Source organism: Halobacillus sp. B23F22_1 (assembly GCF_043497005.1).
Lineage (GTDB): Bacteria > Bacillota > Bacilli > Bacillales > Halobacillaceae > Halobacillus_A.
In genome coordinates, this window is sequence record NZ_JBIEKE010000003.1 from 200,079 (window position 1) to 215,774 (window position 15,696).

Sequence of the window (15,696 nt, forward strand, 5' to 3'; positions counted from 1 at the left end):
CTGACGTATTAACTAAAGAGAAAACGATCAAACTCGCCGCTTGCCTAATAAAAGAAAATACACCGTTAAAACAATCCCCTTCATTAGTTCAACAAAAAAAGGGAAGCATGCGCTTCCCTTCCACTTAATTATCTAGTTTGCCCAGTACCTTTCATTAAGAACTTAACAGTTGTCAATGCCGGAAGACCCATTGGTCCACGCGCGTGCAGCTTTTGAGTTGAGATTCCGATCTCTGCACCAAATCCTAGCGCTCCCCCATCTGTAAAGCGAGTAGATGCATTATGATAGATCGCTGCTGCGTCAACAAGGCTTAAGAATAGGTGAGCCGTGTCTTTATTTTCTGTCACGATCGCTTCTGAATGTTTCGTGCCGTACGTTTCGATGTGTCCGATCGCTTCATTGACATCACTTACTGTTTTAACAGCAATATCTGTGCTCAAGTATTCATTCGCCCAGTCTTCATGACCTGCAGGTACGGCTCCTGGAATAACGTTTACTACTTTTTCATCTCCGTGAACGTTAATTCCATTCTGCTGTAGTGCATCTATTAAAGCTGCACTATGCTTATCAAGCCATTCTTCATGAACGATTAACGTTTCGGCTGCATTACATACAGCGGGACGATCAGTTTTTGCGTTCACTAGAATATCGATAGCTTTTTGCACATTGGCTTCTTTGTCGACATAGATATGGCAGTTTCCAACTCCTGTTTCAAGAACAGGTACGGTAGCGTTCTCTACAACAGCCTGGATTAACTTGCCTCCTCCGCGCGGGATAAGCACATCGATGTGTTCTTTCATTGTAAAAAGTTCATTCGTTGCTGCGCGGTCTGTACTAGCAATAAACTGTACAGCTTCTTTTGGGATTTTTGTCTCAGCAAGTCCTTTGTGAATAACATCTACAATTGCACCATTAGAGTTAATGGCAGATGAACCACCTTTAAGAACGATCGCATTTCCAGACTTTAATGCAAGCCCTGTTGCATCCACTGTTACATTCGGGCGAGCTTCATAAATCATACCAATTACACCAAGCGGTACAGTTACTTTTTCAACTTGAAGGCCATTGTCTAACGTCCAATCTGAAAGAATGTTACCCGTTGGGTCTTCAAGCTTAGCGACTTCACGCAATCCGTTAGCAAAATCTGCAACACGCTCTTTTGATAAAGATAGTCGATCCATAAAAGCTTCAGAAAATCCTTTTTCTTTCCCGTTTGCAAGATCTTTCTCGTTTGCCTCTAAAATGGTTTCGTATTCTCTCTCTAGAACATCTGCCAGGTGGATCAGCGCTTCATTCTTCTCGCTGTCTGAAAGTACCAATAGTGATTTAGATGCCTTTTTAGCCTCAATTGCTTGTTCCTCAACGTTCACATTATTTCTTATTAGTGTCATCCAAGACCTCCTTGAAAATTTTGACCCACATAAGAGTGGGGCTAACAATGTTAGCGCAGACGAAGCCCTTTTGTGGGTTTTACATTACATTAAAACTTTATCTTCCTCTGAGAACCTGTTGCTTTCAGGCGTAATCAAACTCAATATTTAAGTTTATTTCTCTTAGGGAAGGGAAATCCCTTCCCTAAGAATTTACCTTACACGCCTACTGGCAATTTAACTTCCAAGTGGCATACTAAATCTTTGCTTTCAATAGCGGCCATTTCATACGAAGCTAGTTCCTCTTCTGTAAGCCCGATCATTTGTTCAAGCTGTTTAGAGGAATAGTTAACCACGCCTAAACCTACTTCATCACCGGTAAGATCAAAAATACGGACTACTGCGCCTTTTTTAAACCGACCATTCACGTGGTGCACGTTTACCGGTAATAGATTTTCTCTTTGATCTACGATCGTTTCTCGAGCCGCATGATCAATAGTTACTTTCCCTTCAGGACCTGAGTTAAACGCGATCCATTGTTTCTTCTGGTTTAAGTTTTCTCGTTCAGGTGTTGGTTCAAAGTACGTTCCTACTGCATTACGATAAACAGCATCGTAAACAATACTATCGGTACTTGCTTTCCCTAGGAATGAAGTGATTCCTGAAGCCATAGCAATTTTGAAGGCGTCAATCTTAGACTTCATGCCACCTGTTCCTACGTCACTGCCTGGATCTCCTGCAGCAGCTTCAATTTCCGGCGTAATTTCGTGGACTGTATTAAGAAGTTTAGCGTTGTTGTCTTTTCGAGGGTCTGCATCGTACAGTCCATCTATATCGGAAAGGATGATAAGCTCATCCGCATCAACTAAGCCCGCCACTTTGGCAGATAACGTGTCGTTATCTCCAAATTTCAAACGGTCGATTGTAATCGTATCATTTTCGTTAACAATAGGGATAATGCCGCGATCCAGCAGCACGTTAATGGTATTTCTCGCATTATTGTAGCGATCTTCATCAGAAAAATCACTGCGCGTAATTAAGATTTGAGATCCCATATAACCATGAGACAGGAATAAATCAGAATATGATTCCATGAGTAATCCTTGGCCAACGGACGCTGCGGCTTGTTTTTCTGGCAATGAATCCGGACGAGTGAGACAGCCTAGTTTGCGGTAACCTGCTGCAACTGCACCAGATGATACAAGCAGCACCTCATGCCCATCATCTTTAATTCGTACCACTTCATCTACTAATTTTTCAAGCTTCCGACGGCTGATCTCTCCGTGAAGACTTGTTAATGAACTACTGCCAATTTTAATAACTACACGTTTCTTGTTTGTGCCGTTAACCAATTTATCACTCCTAATTTTATTGTTTTATTTATAAGTTCGTATGATTGTTTGATCCCTTTATTTAGATCCGACGAGCATTCCTTCTAATTGTTTGCTCATTTCTTTAGAACGGCTAGCTGCTCCTTTGATTGCTTCAGAGATCGCTTCTCCTCCGCCCGCTTGATGAAGGGCATCAAGTCCAGCTGCTGTTGTTCCATTGGGAGATGTTACATTTTCTCGTAGTTCAGAAGGACTTTCATCACGCTCAAGCATCATTTTTGCTGCACCTAATAATGTTTGAGCTCCAATTTCACGTAATGTTTCGCGATCCATTCCTTCAGCATTACCTGTTTCCTCAATGTGCTCCATTAAATAGTAGAAATAAGCTGGTCCGCTTCCTGCGATACCTGTAAAGACATCCATTTTATCTTCTTCAATAACAAAAACTTCACCAATGGATTGAAGTAATTCCTTAGCAACCATTACGTTATCCATAGCTGCGTATTGTCCTGGGCAAATCGCTGTAGCTGATTCCCTCAACATGCTTGAAGTGTTTGGCATTACACGAATAACTTGCTGTCCATCATTTAATCGTTCTTCCATATAAGAGGTAGAAATACCAGCTAATACAGAAACAAGCACTTGATTTGGAGCAATACGATATTTTAGATCTTCAAGAACTGCATCTATATCTTTAGGTTTCATTGCCAAAATAAATTGATCAACTTCACCATAATTTAAATTATCTTTTAAGACGGTGCGAACACCGTATTTGCTTTGAATTTCATTTAAACGATCTTGATTGCTTCTATTTGTCACGATAATTTGATGAGCTGGGATGTTTCCAGACTCAACCATTCCAGAAATCATAGCTTCTGCCATAGATCCTGCACCTAGAAAAGCAATAGTTTGTTTAATCATTTGGGTTACATCTCTCCCGTTCGCATTTTTTGTTCGCTCTAATCAATGACGTTTTTTATCATAACACTAGTAAAAACTAGTTCAAGGGTTATTCCGCAAGTCATGTCTATATCGTCCAATTAGTGAGCGTAAACGGTTTCATGGAGAGATATTTATTATTCATCGCTTCTCATCGTAAATAATTACGACTCACGCGCTTATATGGAGATTAAACTTCTGGAAATTTCAAGAAGGAAAGGGGTTGATCTTCTCAACCATTATTCATAATAGGCTTTTATACAAAAAATGACCCTCTCAATGGAGAGCGCCTTTATTGTATAAGTTGATTATATTTGACGAGCTTTTCATGTAATTCTCCTAAGGGAACAAAACGTGCCATCCGTTCAAGCTCCTTCCCTTCAGAAAGTAAGATGACAACAGGTACAGTAAATACAGTATAATCCCCTGCAATTTCTCTTACTTTTGCGGCATCTACATGAATCAGACGGATTCTCGAAAAATCTGTCAATAAATCTTCTACTTGCGGTAGCAGGGAATGACAAACCGTACACCCTGGTTGTGAAATGTAGACAAGTGATAACATTTCCTTATTTACATGTTCACGAACTTCTTCTATTGACTGAGCTTGCTTCATTATATTCACCTCTCTTCTATTGTATCAGCTATCTCTTCCGTGATAACCCTATATGATTTATACTAAACAAAAGAGGTGACACGATGACCATCCTAACCATTCTATTAATATTTTTTATGTGCTTTATAACCTTACTTATTTTATTTGATTCTGCTAAGAACGGAATAACCCCTACTCCCACCACTTCTAAAGAAAAAGCTGCAGCACTTAAACTAACAGAGTCTTTACATCCATCATTTATAGCGGACTTAGGAGCAGGTTTTGGTACAATGGCTTTTCCGCTAGCTAAACAATTTCCCGAGGCAAAAGTTGTAGCCTATGAAACGGCTGTTATCCCATGGATCTTTTTACTTATAAGAAATTTCCTCCAACCGCGTGCAAACTTAAGCATACGCCGAAAAAACTTTTTAAAAGAGGATTTATCAAGTTATGATCTCTTTTATACTTATTTGTATCCTAAAGCCATGGAGCAGTTGCAAGCTAAAATCACTCACCAACGGACTACGATGATCTCCAATTGTTTTGCTATGCCTGACTGGAAACCGTCTTTAATTTGGCCAGTTGAATCAAAAGTTAATTACAGCTCGATTTATCTATATAGAAGAAACTAGTGGGTAGTAAATTGTAAGTTATCTGCTTAAGTTTTGTTTTGAGTACTTACTGTAAGTCACTCGGCGGAGGCTGCTGATGTCTTTTCTGTGCCACTTCATTAAAGATATTCTCCTCACCAGATTCAAACGTTGATGGAGATGCTTTATTAGATCCCAGCGCTTGTTTTAATGCCTGAACTTCTTGCAGCAGCCGGTCAACATCTGCTTTCGTGGCTGGTTTCTTCTCTTCATTTAACTCATAGCCTATTTGCCCGTTCGGTTCTAACGTAGCAGATTTAACATCACTAATCGTCGATACATTTTGCTGTCTTAGTTTCATTTCCAATTGATCCACAGTAAACCGCTGCTTTCTTAAATTATCTTTATTGAGCTGTCCATTTTCAATAATAGAAATAGACTGCCCTGTAAAAAACTTTTCCAATGCATCGATCTTCACTTGCGAATACTCAATGACAATTAACGTAAGAACTAATATACTTCCCACACCAAATGTCACCCATATGTTCCGTCCAGACACTGGTTGAATGAGCAGTGAACCGATCGCAATCATAATGACCGTTTGTGCCAAAGTCATCTGAGAAATCGACTTCCTGCCTGCTATTCTTAAAATAAACGTCCCTACTAAAATAATTAAGATAGCCTTCCATATCCAATCCCAGTCCATCGGCATTCCTCCTCTGCCATTATTCTAACTCGAAAGTTCTTTTATATTCAGAATAAATGTTGCAATCCCTTTTCCACTCAGCTATAATTTTTTCAATACCTAAATTCAGTGATAAAGAGAGTAACTTATAATTTCTTCTGCAGCGAATCAGGGACGGTGAAAGCCTGAGAGACGAATATAAGTGAACCGGACTTTTAAGAAGCCTGTTTGAACGAGAAGCAGTAGGACACGGCCGGGGATGACCCCCGTTAACAACTTCGAGTGGCTAAAATTGCAGCTATAAGAGTGGTACCGCGAGCAAACACCTCGTCTCTTTTTTGAGATGGGGTGTTTTTTTATATTATTAGGAGGAATCATCAATGGAAAAACATGTCCTTGCCCTGCAGCTGTCCCATATGCTTGGAGAAAAATTCACACGAGAATGGATCTATGAAAACATTGAAGTCCCGAAGCAGGAAAGAATGGGCGATTTGGCGTTCCCTTGTTTCAAGCTCGCACCAGCCTTTCGTAAGTCACCTCAAGAAATAGCGAGAGAGCTTTCGCCACAATTGAAACACGATTTATTTGAGCGCGTTCAACCTGTCAGTGGATACATCAACATTTTTCTCAACCAGGAATTTACGACTGAACATACACTCAAGCAGATTCTTACCGAACGAGCGAGCTATGGAATGCATCGGTTTGGCGAAGGGAAAACCGTCGTCATTGATTTGTCCGCTCCAAACATTGCCAAACCATTTTCTATGGGACACCTTCGCTCCACAGTTATTGGAAATGCCCTATCAAATCTTGCAGAACATTGCGGGTATAAAACAGTAAAAATTAATTATATTGGAGATTATGGCACACAATTTGGCAAACTGCTGGCAGCCTACAAAATGTGGGGAGACGAAGAAAGTGTGAAATCCAATCCTATCGCCGAGCTTAAAAAAATCTATGTAAGATTTCACGAAGAAGCAAAGGAGAACCCAGAGTTAATTGAAACAGGACGTGGCTGGTTTAAGAAATTAGAACATCAGGATGAAGAAGCTGTAACATTGTGGAAATGGTTTAAAGATGCCTCTCTCGAGGAGTTCGATAAAATTTATGAGCTGCTCGGCATTGAATTTGATCTTACGCGTGGTGAGGCCTACTATAACGATAAAATGAAGGCCACTATTGACTTACTTAAAAGACATCACTTATTAGCTGAGTCCGAAGGTGCCCAGGTAGTCCATTTAGATAAAGAAGGGCTTCCGCCATGTTTAATTACCAAAAGTGACGGCACTACCATTTACGCTACACGTGATTTAACTGCTGCAATTGATCGATATGGAAGCTATTCTTTTGATGAGGCTCTTTATGTAGTAGGTCATGAGCAATCACTGCATTTTCAGCAGATTAAGCAGGTACTTGGCAAGCTCCACTTTCCCTGGGCTCAAGATGTAAAACACATCTCCTTTGGAATGATGCTGCAAGACGGGGCAAAAATGTCAACGCGAAGAGGCAAAACCATTTTATTGGAAAATGTTCTGAAAGAAGCTATTCAACATGCCAAAGTCAATATTGAAGAGAAGAATCCTGAGTTAGAAAATAAAGAAGAAGCAGCACGTCAAGTCGGGGTAGGAGCTGTTATATTTCACGATTTAAAAAATGATCGCCGTAATGATGTGGAATTCTCACTTAGTGATATGCTTACCTTTGAAGGGAATACCGCCCCTTATTTACAATATGCCTTCGTTCGTGCCTGTTCGCTTTTACAAAAAGGAGCATTTGATCCTTATACAGCAGATCCTGACCTAAACGATGAAAATGCTTGGCCGTTAATCAAACAACTGCGAGTATTTCCACAAATTGTGGAAGCAGCTTACAAGGAGTATGACCCAAGCAAGGTGGCGAAATACTTACTCGAACTCGCCCGCCTATTCAATCAATACTATACCCATACCAAGATTCTGGAAGGCGAACAGCTGCAAAAGAAATTAACGCTTGTATACGGCTTCTCTATCGTAATAAAAAAAGGACTCCACTTGCTTGGCATTGAGGCACCCAAAAAAATGTAGGAGAAATGATATGAACAAACTCCCCCGCTTTAATCAGAAGCTAACTTTAATCGGTATTGACGGCTGCGGCGGCTCAGGTAAAAGTACACTTGCCGACGCTCTCTCTAACGCCTATTCATACTCCACGATTATTCACATGGATGATTTTTATTTACCATCCGCCCAGAGAAATCGATCCACTCTTGTTGGAAGCGCTTTTAACTGGGAGCGTGTCTTAAAGCAAGTGATCATTCCAATTAAGCAAAAAAACCTGCTCTCTATCAGCGGTATGACTGGGACCTTGATCAGTTAGCTGACTGGCATACCGTGCATCCAGAAGGCACCGTTATTATAGAAGGCTGCTATAGCACGCGTGATGAATTAAGAGAGTATTATGATTTCACTATTTGGGTTGATTGCCCAAGAGAGCAGCGGTTGGTCCGAGGATTGGAACGGGACGGTGAGGGGGCCTTCGAATTTTGGCGGCAGTGGATGGAGGAAGAAGATCGTTATATAAAAGAGCAGCTTCCTCAATCAAAAGTAACCCGTAGAATGAAAGGTTATTAATTTTCATCCCGCACTATTATAAAAAAATTGAGCAAAATCTTCATACCTTCCTATTCTTTCCTATATAATGGTCTATTGTGAACACACAAAAAAGGAGATTATATATATGGAAGGAAATCATTCTAAAGAAACGTACGAGTTTTTAGCTGATGACCCTAAATTCAGCGTAAAGCCCGTTATGTTTTCACTTATCATTGGCGCTTTTTTCGCTATTCTTAATGAAACGTTACTAAATATTGCCTTAACCACCCTTATGGGAGTTTTTAATATTAACCCACCTACCGTCCAATGGATGGTCACAGGTTTTATGTTAATCATGGGGATATTAATTCCCGTGTCCGCTTTTATGCTCCAGACGTTTACTACGAGGCAGATGTTTCTCGGAACGATGTCTGTATTCACCTTAGGAACGCTCATCTGTGCGGTCGCTCCTACATTTACTGTTTTACTCGCCGGGCGTCTCATTCAGGCCGTGGGTACCGGATTATTAATCCCTATTATTTTCAATACTTTTTTACTTATTTTCCCTCCGGCAAGACGCGGAGCCGTTATGGGAATGATTGGACTTGTCATTATGTTTGCCCCGGCTATTGGTCCGACACTTTCAGGAATTATTGTCGAGCATTTAGGATGGAGGTACTTATTCCTCACCGTGATCCCATTCGCTCTATTCTCTATTCTTTTCGGTTATAAATATTTAAAAAATGTAGGAGAAGTTACCAAACCTAAAGCAGATATTTTTTCCATTATTCTTTCCACTGCAGGATTTGGAGGAATTGTATTGGGCTTTAGTTTTGCTGGTGAAGGTGAAGCGGGTTTTCTTGAACCACAGGTATATAGTTTCATTTTAGTTGGAATAGCAGCTTTAATTATTTTTACTAGACGTCAATTAAAACTCGAAGATCCATTACTCGATGTCCGGGTGTTCAAATACCCTATGTATTCCATCGCACTCGTAATGTTTATTATTGTTATGATGTCTATGTTTTCTTCGGAAATTATTTTACCTATGTTCATGCAAGGACCCTTAGCATTAACAGCCGCCACAGCTGGACTGATCTTATTGCCAGGGGCGTTACTCAATGGTCTCATGTCTCCAATAATGGGAAAGCTTTTTGATAAATTCGGCCCTAGAAAATTAATTATTCCAGCTGCTGCAGTTTTAACAGCAACTATGTTTTCACTTAGTCAAATTAGTGAGAATACGTCGATTTACGTCATTATTATCAGCTACATGCTGCTCATGTTGTCTGTGTCAGCCATCATGATGCCTGCGCAAACAAACGGTTTAAATCAATTACCGAAGCGCCTTTATCCTCACGGTACAGCTATTATGAACACACTGCAGCCTGTATCCGGAGCGATTGGCGTTTCCGTATTTATCAGCATTATGACATCGAAACAGGAAGCTGAATTACAGCAGATGGGCAATCCAGGAACAGAGCAAGCTATGACTCAAGCTACCGTTGCTGGTGTAGAACTCGTTTACTTTGTCGCATTCGCTGTTGCTTTTACTGGCTTGATCCTTGCTCTTTTCATAAGAAGAGCACGACCTGTAGACTATCCTGAAAATCCTGCTTCCAGAGAAGCTGCGGATTAGAAGAACTCTTCCCCATACTGGAAAATCAAAAGAGTCAAATAGAGCCTATATTTTCATAGAAATAAAAGATCATGATAAACTTTAAGTAGAGATCCTAAGAGTTAGAGGAGGCGAATGTGTGTATCCACTTTACTATGCCATCATTGTACTTGTATGTATTATTGCCTCCATTGGCACCATTCAAGTAGCCCGTGAAATGTCTAAGAGAGAGAAAGATGAAAGTTCTCCTGAAGCTGACTTAACCAGTTTAAAACAAGAACGACCTGTGAAAGATTCGAGTGTGCGCCTATTAACTTGGATTTACGCGATTACGTTTATTATTACTATTTTGCTCATATGGATTTTTATTTTTTAAAGACGGCCTGCGCCGTCTTTTTTATTTTTGGAAAACACGGGAATAGTAAAGGTGAATAGAATATAAAAAATGGGATTTACCCCCTGGTTGAAAAGAGGACCCAAAATGGAACCTATGCTTTTCCAAAATTTATCCCATCCACAAATGGATTTCGAGGAAGTATTTGCACATATTACGTCTTTTATGAAAGAAGAGCCTTTAGGGTGCTACAAATTAATGCTAGGTACAGATTCTCAAATTCACACTGACCAAACTCTTTTTATTACAGGAATTGTGATTCATCGTGTGGGGAAAGGGGCCTGGGCTTGTTATCATAAGGAAATTGTTCCCCGAGCAATGAAGATTTTACATGAACGAATTTCTTATGAAACGAGTCTTACTGTTGATATAGCCTCCTATTTCACGAAAGAAAAAATCGATCAGCTGATTGAAATTGTCCTCCCTCACATTTACCAAAATGCCAGCTTTACAATTGAAGGACATATCGATATTGGTGCAGGAGAGCGGAATCGTACGCGCGCTTACGTAAATGAAATGGTAGCGAGAATCGAATCATTGGGATTTGAGCCGAAAATAAAACCAGAATCAATTACGGCAAGCAGTTATGCCAATAAGTACACGAAATAAATTAAGCCGCAGCTTGTTGATGACTTCTACGAGGTTTACGCGTTGCTAAATATACTCCTGCAAAAATGAGCACAAGCCCGAGGATAATGTTTTTTGTAATGGGTTCATCAAGTAATACGTACCCCCATACCATAGCAGTGATCGGAATAATGTAAGTCACTGATGTTGCAAACTCCGCACTGCCATTCTTAACCATATAGTAAAATAATAAGTGGGCAAATCCAGAACCAAAGCAGCCTAACCCAATGATAGAAAGCCATACAAGGGGACGACGAAGGACCTCTTCATTAATAACGGAGAGGGAGTTTGTCATCATCATACCCCCTAACCCGAATAGAGCAGCAACAAGCAAAGAAAACGTGGTCACAATAAGGATAGATGTCTCCTGTAAATGTCTTTTAGTAAATTGAGAGGCAACACCATATGAAATAGCAGCTAAAATCATGGTACCTATGCCGATAAAACTTTCACTAAAAAGAGCAAAAAAGTCAAATTCCATTAAAACTAATATGCCAACAAACCCGAGGACAATCCCTATCCATTGTCTTCGCTTCAATAGAACGGAAAAACACATAAATCCTACAAGCCCTGTACAAATTGGCGTTAAAGTATTCATTACGGCAGCCGTACTGCTATGTATTTCTGTTTCACTCCATGCAATCAGCCCCCATGGCAGTCCAGCATTAAAAACACCGACAAAGAACATAGCTTTCCATGGAAGAGACCCTTTTAACTCTTTTCTCTTTATCCATAAAAACGGCAGTAATACCAGGGCACCTGCTAAACATCTAAAAAAAACTGTCCCCCACACTCCAATAGGATCGAGAAGCCATTTTATAAACACAAAGGATAATCCCCAAATAAAGCTTAGACCAATTAATGCACTGTATAATTTCATCGATGGACACCTCTTATCCTAAGAAAACACACCCTCCACTGAAGGGTGTGCCTTTCCTCATCTGTTCGTTGTTTTCAAAACTTCTAATACTTCCGATGGCTCGGCCCGATCTTTGTAATCGGCTTTCGTATATTCATAGACTATCGTTCCGTGTCTGTCTATCACATACGTAGCAGCCACAGGGAGTTCCCACGTTTCATCCCCGTTATGCTTATCAACATCTAATCCTTTTTGTTTATAAATGTCAACAAGGTAGTCCGGGACCGGATAAACAAGTTGATATTCACGTGCCACTTTGTTTCCTACATCGCTTAACACATGAAAACTCAGTTCATTTTTCTGTGAGGTACTTAGCGAGTAATCCGGGGTTTGTGGACTAATGGCGATCAACTCCCCACCTGCATCATGAATTTCATTTAATATTTGTTGATACTCTCTTAATTCCATATTGCAGTAAGGGCACCATCCTCCGCGATAAAACGTTACAATCACCGGTCCAATATCAAGTTGGTTGGAGAGGTTGATCGAGTTCCCATTAGGATCGGGAAGAGTGAAATCCGGGGCTTTGTCTCCTTCTTTTAAACCTTCACCATCATCCGAACTTTTCAATTCATCAATCGCGCTTTTCATTTTCTTTTGAACATCGTCAGGGGTCGCTTCTTTAAACTTCTGCAAATACTCATTGTAGCGTTCCTTCATCTCGGTCTTCATATGAAAAACTCCTTTAGTGAGGTATAGACTAAGTATAAGTGATAAAAGGACAAGTTTGAAGAAAAGCGCTTTATTCGACTTGTTGATTAGCGGGAATGGTGGTCCACCACGCAATCCAGACAGCCAGCACACCTGCCACTAATTTCCCTGTCATAACCGCTACAATTAACTCTTTCTCCACTCCAGCCACAAAGCCGATATGACTTCCAAAAGAAAAAGCCCCGCTCACCGCAAAAGCCGCATTCATTACTTTTCCTTTAGGGTTCATATCTTTCATCGTTGCAAACATAGGCAAATGATGAGCTAAAGAAGCAATAAAGCCGGCCACCGATGGCGAATTGATACCTAATTGAATGCTCAGTCGTTCCCAAAGCTTCGATCCCTTTTGGTTAATAAAAGCAACCAAAGGATAAGCCCCAGCCAAGGTAATCGTTATTCTCCCTACAATTTCAATTCCTTCCTCTAACGGAGCCATCCCAGGAATAACAGTAAAATCAGTTAACGTCTCGAAAATGACCATAACCAACCCAAACATAATGAGGATTTCTATACCTCTTCCAAACTTCGAAAACAGGACTATGGTAAGAGTAGTGAATTTCCATAATCCTACGCCAATGAGAACAGCTAAAATAGCAGCAGGAATTAAATTTTGAATCATCCATACCCATTCATAACCTGCTAATGCTCCACCAGTTAAACAGCCAATAGGTATCGTCATCATACCGATTAATATACCTTTCGCAAAATAGCTTCGATCCCTTTTTTGAACAATAGTCAAAGCGATAGGAATCGTAAATACCAACGTCGGCCCCATCATCGTTCCTAAAAATGCCCACGAAAATACTGCAGCATCCTTATCTGATGCTAACGCTTCTGATAACGGATAAGCCCCCATATCAATGGCTAACAGCATAGAAGCGAACATCGCTGGGTCCGCTCCCATCCACTCAAAAATAGGAATAACAAGAGGAGAGAGAGCATCGGAAATCACAGGAGCCAGTGAGATAATCCCTACCATAGCTAAAGCCAGAGGGCCCATCATTAAAAAAGCCTCGTGAAAGCGATCGCCGAGACTTAAACGATTACCAAGAAAAGTGTAATCAACTGCCCCCAGCACCATAAATGCTGCCATTAAAATAAGTATCATATCATTTAACAACATACGGACCTCTCCCTCGTTTTCACACACAGCCTGGAAGAATTAAAAGCTAATATCAACTAAGTGATTCATTTCATTCAGTAATTCCGGGTGCTTTTCAACCGATTGATAGCTGACGGTTCCTGACTGCTTTCCGTTCTCAGGCATTAAAAACGTCCCATCTTCTGTTACTGCAAAGCTGAAATCAGATTGGGACTCAGCAGCAAGTTCCCCTTCATCGGAAAAGCTGTACGTATACGTATCTTGTGTATTCATTTTCTCCTTCATTTCACTTTCGTCACTTTTCTTTATTTCCATCCCATTGAGCTTCGCGAGTAACTCTTCATTAGTTTCTTTCTCCTGCCTTACTGCCGTTTGTTCTTCAGTTGTCCGTTGATCTTCTACTTTTTGAATATACAACGTTTCCGAAACATCCTCACTTCCAATGTCGACTTGGTCTGTCTCACTTCCACAAGCACTAAGTATGGTCCCAAACATTATTAAAAGGATATAATAGTATCGAATAGTTTCCCTACTTTCTTTTATTTATCTATCATCCATTTAAAATGGTAAACTTTCAATAAGTCAAGTATAGAAAAGGAGAATGGATGATGATCAAGCTTGAATACTTTACGAAAAATGATTATGGCACGCTTATTCAATGGGTAGAATCTCCTTCCTTTTTACTTCAATGGGCAGGGCCAGCCTTTGCATATCCATTAAGCTGTAATCAACTGGATAAGTACTTAAAGGAAGCCAACCAGGCAGATGGATCTTCACTAATTTTTAAAGCTGTAGAGAAATCCAGCACTCGATCAGTCGGGCACATTGCTTTAAATAATATTGATTACGATAACCGATCAGCGCGGATTGGTAAAGTGTTAGTCAGTAAGGATGCACGTGGAAGAGGAATAGGAGTTATCATGATGGAGGAGATCTTAAAGATCGCTTTTGATAGGTTAAACTTACATAAAGTAACTTTAGGAGTGTTTGAATTTAATAAGCCTGCAATTCATATGTATAAAAAAGCTGGCTTTCAAATTGATGGGTTACTTCGAGATCATCGAAGGTTCGGAGAAGAATACTGGAATTTATATGAAATGAGCATTTTATATTATGAATGGAAAGCCAACGAAGGAATTACATAGAATTTACACATTGATCTTTTGAGTAACTATATATTAATTACCAAAAATTTGCTAAGCTAGTGGTTCAAAGCAATTAAGAAAGGATAGATAGATATGAAAAAACGTTTGATCGCTATAGGGATTGCTTCCGCTTTATTAATTATTGCGATCCTCATTCAAAGCATTGGCTTTTTAACATCAAGTACGTTTACGGAGTCTTCCCAAGGATTGTTTGGTGGAGACAGCAATAATGAGAAACCAAGAGAAGAAGTTATTGAAGAAGGCTCCTCCTCGGATCGTATAGCCCGTATATCCGTAGAGGGAACAATAATGAGCGGCCAGGGATCTAATCCTTTTATGGGAGAAGGTTATAACCATGAAGCTTTACTAGAACAGTTAGAAGCCATAAAAGAAGACCCTAGCATTAATGGAGTGTTGCTTTACGTAAACTCCCCAGGCGGAGGAGTGTTTGAAAGTGCTGAAATTCACGACAAGCTGAATGAATTAAAAGAAGAAGATAAATCTCTATATGTTTCAATGGGCGGTATGGCTGCTTCTGGAGGCTATTACATATCAACTCCAGCGGATCAAATATTTGCTTCTGAAGAAACATTTACCGGCTCATTAGGCGTTATTATGGAAAGCGTAAATTATGAAGAATTAGCCGATGAATATGGCGTTAAATTCAATACCATCAAGAGCGGCGAATTTAAAGATATTATGAGTCCAACTAAAGAAATGACAGAGGAAGACCGTGAAATTATTCAAACGCTTGTAGATGAGTCCTACCAAGGGTTTGTCGATGTCATCAGTGAAGGTCGTGACATGCCTGAAGATGAAGTAATAGAAATTGCAGACGGCCGTATTTATTCTGGTCAGCAAGCATTAGATAATGGCCTAATTGACAACATCGGATTTGAAGAAGATGCGTTAGCTGCCCTGAAAGAAGAAATCGGCGGGAATCCTGAAGTAATTGAGTACCAGCCTAGTGGAGAAAGGTTGTTCGGTATTCCTATCGATATGAAAAGTTTCCTGCCAACAAGCGAAGTAAAATGGATCAACGAAATGATCGAGAAACGTCAAGGTCCTAGATTAATGTACATGTATTCTGAGTAAAGGAG

Annotated in this window: 16 protein-coding genes, 1 pseudogene and 1 other annotated feature; of the genes and pseudogenes, 8 read left to right on the plus strand and 9 right to left on the minus strand. The window is 40.2% G+C overall.

The annotated features are described in order from the left end of the window. Nucleotides 1-128: 128 nt before the first annotated feature. From ACGTNH_RS16135 to ACGTNH_RS16150, 4 genes are all read right to left on the minus strand, one after another. Entirely contained in the window at nucleotides 129-1,391 is a 1,263-nt protein-coding gene (locus tag ACGTNH_RS16135; protein WP_394587962.1) for a glutamate-5-semialdehyde dehydrogenase, read from the minus strand. A 197-nt stretch (nucleotides 1,392-1,588) separates the two neighbouring features. Then, nucleotides 1,589-2,722 (minus strand): glutamate 5-kinase, encoded by a 1,134-nt coding sequence (gene proB / locus ACGTNH_RS16140; protein WP_394587963.1) that lies wholly within the window; start codon nucleotides 2,720-2,722, stop codon nucleotides 1,589-1,591. Nucleotides 2,723-2,779: 57 nt separating this feature from the next. Continuing rightward, nucleotides 2,780-3,622, minus strand: a complete 843-nt coding sequence (proC, locus tag ACGTNH_RS16145) for a pyrroline-5-carboxylate reductase (protein ID WP_394587964.1) — start codon at nucleotides 3,620-3,622, stop codon at nucleotides 2,780-2,782. A gap of 310 nt (nucleotides 3,623-3,932) precedes the next feature. Next, the gene (locus ACGTNH_RS16150) at nucleotides 3,933-4,256 is read right to left on the minus strand and encodes a thioredoxin family protein (protein WP_394587965.1); all 324 of its coding nucleotides are present in this window, start codon (nucleotides 4,254-4,256) and stop codon (nucleotides 3,933-3,935) included. Between the two features lie 83 nt (nucleotides 4,257-4,339). On the opposite strand from ACGTNH_RS16150, the gene ACGTNH_RS16155 reads away from it, so the two are divergent. Then, complete coding sequence (locus ACGTNH_RS16155; protein ID WP_394587966.1) at nucleotides 4,340-4,867, plus strand: hypothetical protein; 528 nt, start codon at nucleotides 4,340-4,342, stop codon at nucleotides 4,865-4,867. 46 nt (nucleotides 4,868-4,913) lie between these two features. Here ACGTNH_RS16155 and ACGTNH_RS16160 read toward each other — a convergent pair whose 3' ends face one another. After that, nucleotides 4,914-5,531 (minus strand): DUF421 domain-containing protein, encoded by a 618-nt coding sequence (locus ACGTNH_RS16160; protein WP_394587967.1) that lies wholly within the window; start codon nucleotides 5,529-5,531, stop codon nucleotides 4,914-4,916. A gap of 99 nt (nucleotides 5,532-5,630) precedes the next feature. Then, nucleotides 5,631-5,848: a binding site (T-box leader), on the plus strand. A 42-nt stretch (nucleotides 5,849-5,890) separates the two neighbouring features. Here ACGTNH_RS16160 and argS point away from each other — a divergent pair. From argS to ACGTNH_RS16185, 5 genes and pseudogenes are all read left to right on the plus strand, one after another. After that, nucleotides 5,891-7,573 carry an arginine--tRNA ligase gene (gene argS / locus ACGTNH_RS16165; RefSeq protein ID WP_394587968.1) on the plus strand — a complete coding sequence of 561 codons (1,683 nt, stop codon included), beginning with the start codon at nucleotides 5,891-5,893 and terminating at the stop codon, nucleotides 7,571-7,573. A gap of 10 nt (nucleotides 7,574-7,583) precedes the next feature. Further along, nucleotides 7,584-8,119, plus strand: a pseudogene (locus ACGTNH_RS16170) (uridine kinase family protein). A gap of 106 nt (nucleotides 8,120-8,225) precedes the next feature. Then, nucleotides 8,226-9,719, plus strand: a complete 1,494-nt coding sequence (locus ACGTNH_RS16175) for an MDR family MFS transporter (RefSeq protein WP_394587969.1) — start codon at nucleotides 8,226-8,228, stop codon at nucleotides 9,717-9,719. 118 nt (nucleotides 9,720-9,837) lie between these two features. After that, nucleotides 9,838-10,074, plus strand: coding sequence for a hypothetical protein (locus ACGTNH_RS16180; RefSeq protein ID WP_394587971.1), 237 nt, complete (start codon nucleotides 9,838-9,840; stop codon nucleotides 10,072-10,074). A gap of 105 nt (nucleotides 10,075-10,179) precedes the next feature. Next, nucleotides 10,180-10,701 carry a ribonuclease H-like YkuK family protein gene (locus tag ACGTNH_RS16185; protein ID WP_394587972.1) on the plus strand — a complete coding sequence of 174 codons (522 nt, stop codon included), beginning with the start codon at nucleotides 10,180-10,182 and terminating at the stop codon, nucleotides 10,699-10,701. 1 nt (nucleotide 10,702) lies between these two features. Here the strand turns inward: ACGTNH_RS16185 and ACGTNH_RS16190 are convergent, their stop codons facing one another. From ACGTNH_RS16190 to ACGTNH_RS16205, 4 genes are all read right to left on the minus strand, one after another. Then, entirely contained in the window at nucleotides 10,703-11,599 is an 897-nt protein-coding gene (locus ACGTNH_RS16190) for a DMT family transporter (protein WP_394587973.1), read from the minus strand. A gap of 57 nt (nucleotides 11,600-11,656) precedes the next feature. Further along, on the minus strand, nucleotides 11,657-12,310 hold the full coding sequence (locus ACGTNH_RS16195; protein WP_394587974.1) for a peroxiredoxin-like family protein: 654 nt from the start codon (nucleotides 12,308-12,310) through the stop codon (nucleotides 11,657-11,659). Between the two features lie 70 nt (nucleotides 12,311-12,380). Further along, the gene (gene eutH / locus ACGTNH_RS16200) at nucleotides 12,381-13,472 is read right to left on the minus strand and encodes an ethanolamine utilization protein EutH (RefSeq protein ID WP_394587975.1); all 1,092 of its coding nucleotides are present in this window, start codon (nucleotides 13,470-13,472) and stop codon (nucleotides 12,381-12,383) included. A gap of 39 nt (nucleotides 13,473-13,511) precedes the next feature. Continuing rightward, nucleotides 13,512-13,868 (minus strand): hypothetical protein, encoded by a 357-nt coding sequence (locus tag ACGTNH_RS16205; protein WP_394587976.1) that lies wholly within the window; start codon nucleotides 13,866-13,868, stop codon nucleotides 13,512-13,514. 191 nt (nucleotides 13,869-14,059) lie between these two features. On the opposite strand from ACGTNH_RS16205, the gene ACGTNH_RS16210 reads away from it, so the two are divergent. Together ACGTNH_RS16210 and sppA are read left to right on the plus strand one after the other, a co-directional pair. Next, entirely contained in the window at nucleotides 14,060-14,596 is a 537-nt protein-coding gene (locus ACGTNH_RS16210) for a GNAT family N-acetyltransferase (protein ID WP_394587977.1), read from the plus strand. Nucleotides 14,597-14,689: 93 nt separating this feature from the next. Beyond that, entirely contained in the window at nucleotides 14,690-15,691 is a 1,002-nt protein-coding gene (gene sppA, locus ACGTNH_RS16215) for a signal peptide peptidase SppA (RefSeq protein ID WP_394587978.1), read from the plus strand. Nucleotides 15,692-15,696: the final 5 nt, after the last annotated feature.

Excerpts from the sequence above, each read along its gene's own strand:
- sppA (WP_394587978.1), top strand. The coding sequence starts at position 14,690 with ATGAAAAAACGTTTGATCGCTATAGGGATTGCTTCCGCTTTATTAATT.
- ACGTNH_RS16135 (WP_394587962.1), bottom strand. The coding sequence starts at position 1,391 with ATGACACTAATAAGAAATAATGTGAACGTTGAGGAACAAGCAATTGAG.
- proC (WP_394587964.1), bottom strand. The coding sequence starts at position 3,622 with ATGATTAAACAAACTATTGCTTTTCTAGGTGCAGGATCTATGGCAGAA.
- ACGTNH_RS16155 (WP_394587966.1), top strand. The coding sequence starts at position 4,340 with ATGACCATCCTAACCATTCTATTAATATTTTTTATGTGCTTTATAACC.
- ACGTNH_RS16160 (WP_394587967.1), bottom strand. The coding sequence starts at position 5,531 with ATGGACTGGGATTGGATATGGAAGGCTATCTTAATTATTTTAGTAGGG.
- ACGTNH_RS16190 (WP_394587973.1), bottom strand. The coding sequence starts at position 11,599 with ATGAAATTATACAGTGCATTAATTGGTCTAAGCTTTATTTGGGGATTA.
- ACGTNH_RS16150 (WP_394587965.1), bottom strand. The coding sequence starts at position 4,256 with ATGAAGCAAGCTCAGTCAATAGAAGAAGTTCGTGAACATGTAAATAAG.
- ACGTNH_RS16195 (WP_394587974.1), bottom strand. The coding sequence starts at position 12,310 with ATGAAGACCGAGATGAAGGAACGCTACAATGAGTATTTGCAGAAGTTT.
- ACGTNH_RS16185 (WP_394587972.1), top strand. The coding sequence starts at position 10,180 with ATGGAACCTATGCTTTTCCAAAATTTATCCCATCCACAAATGGATTTC.
- eutH (WP_394587975.1), bottom strand. The coding sequence starts at position 13,472 with ATGTTGTTAAATGATATGATACTTATTTTAATGGCAGCATTTATGGTG.
- ACGTNH_RS16175 (WP_394587969.1), top strand. The coding sequence starts at position 8,226 with ATGGAAGGAAATCATTCTAAAGAAACGTACGAGTTTTTAGCTGATGAC.
- argS (WP_394587968.1), top strand. The coding sequence starts at position 5,891 with ATGGAAAAACATGTCCTTGCCCTGCAGCTGTCCCATATGCTTGGAGAA.
- ACGTNH_RS16210 (WP_394587977.1), top strand. The coding sequence starts at position 14,060 with ATGATCAAGCTTGAATACTTTACGAAAAATGATTATGGCACGCTTATT.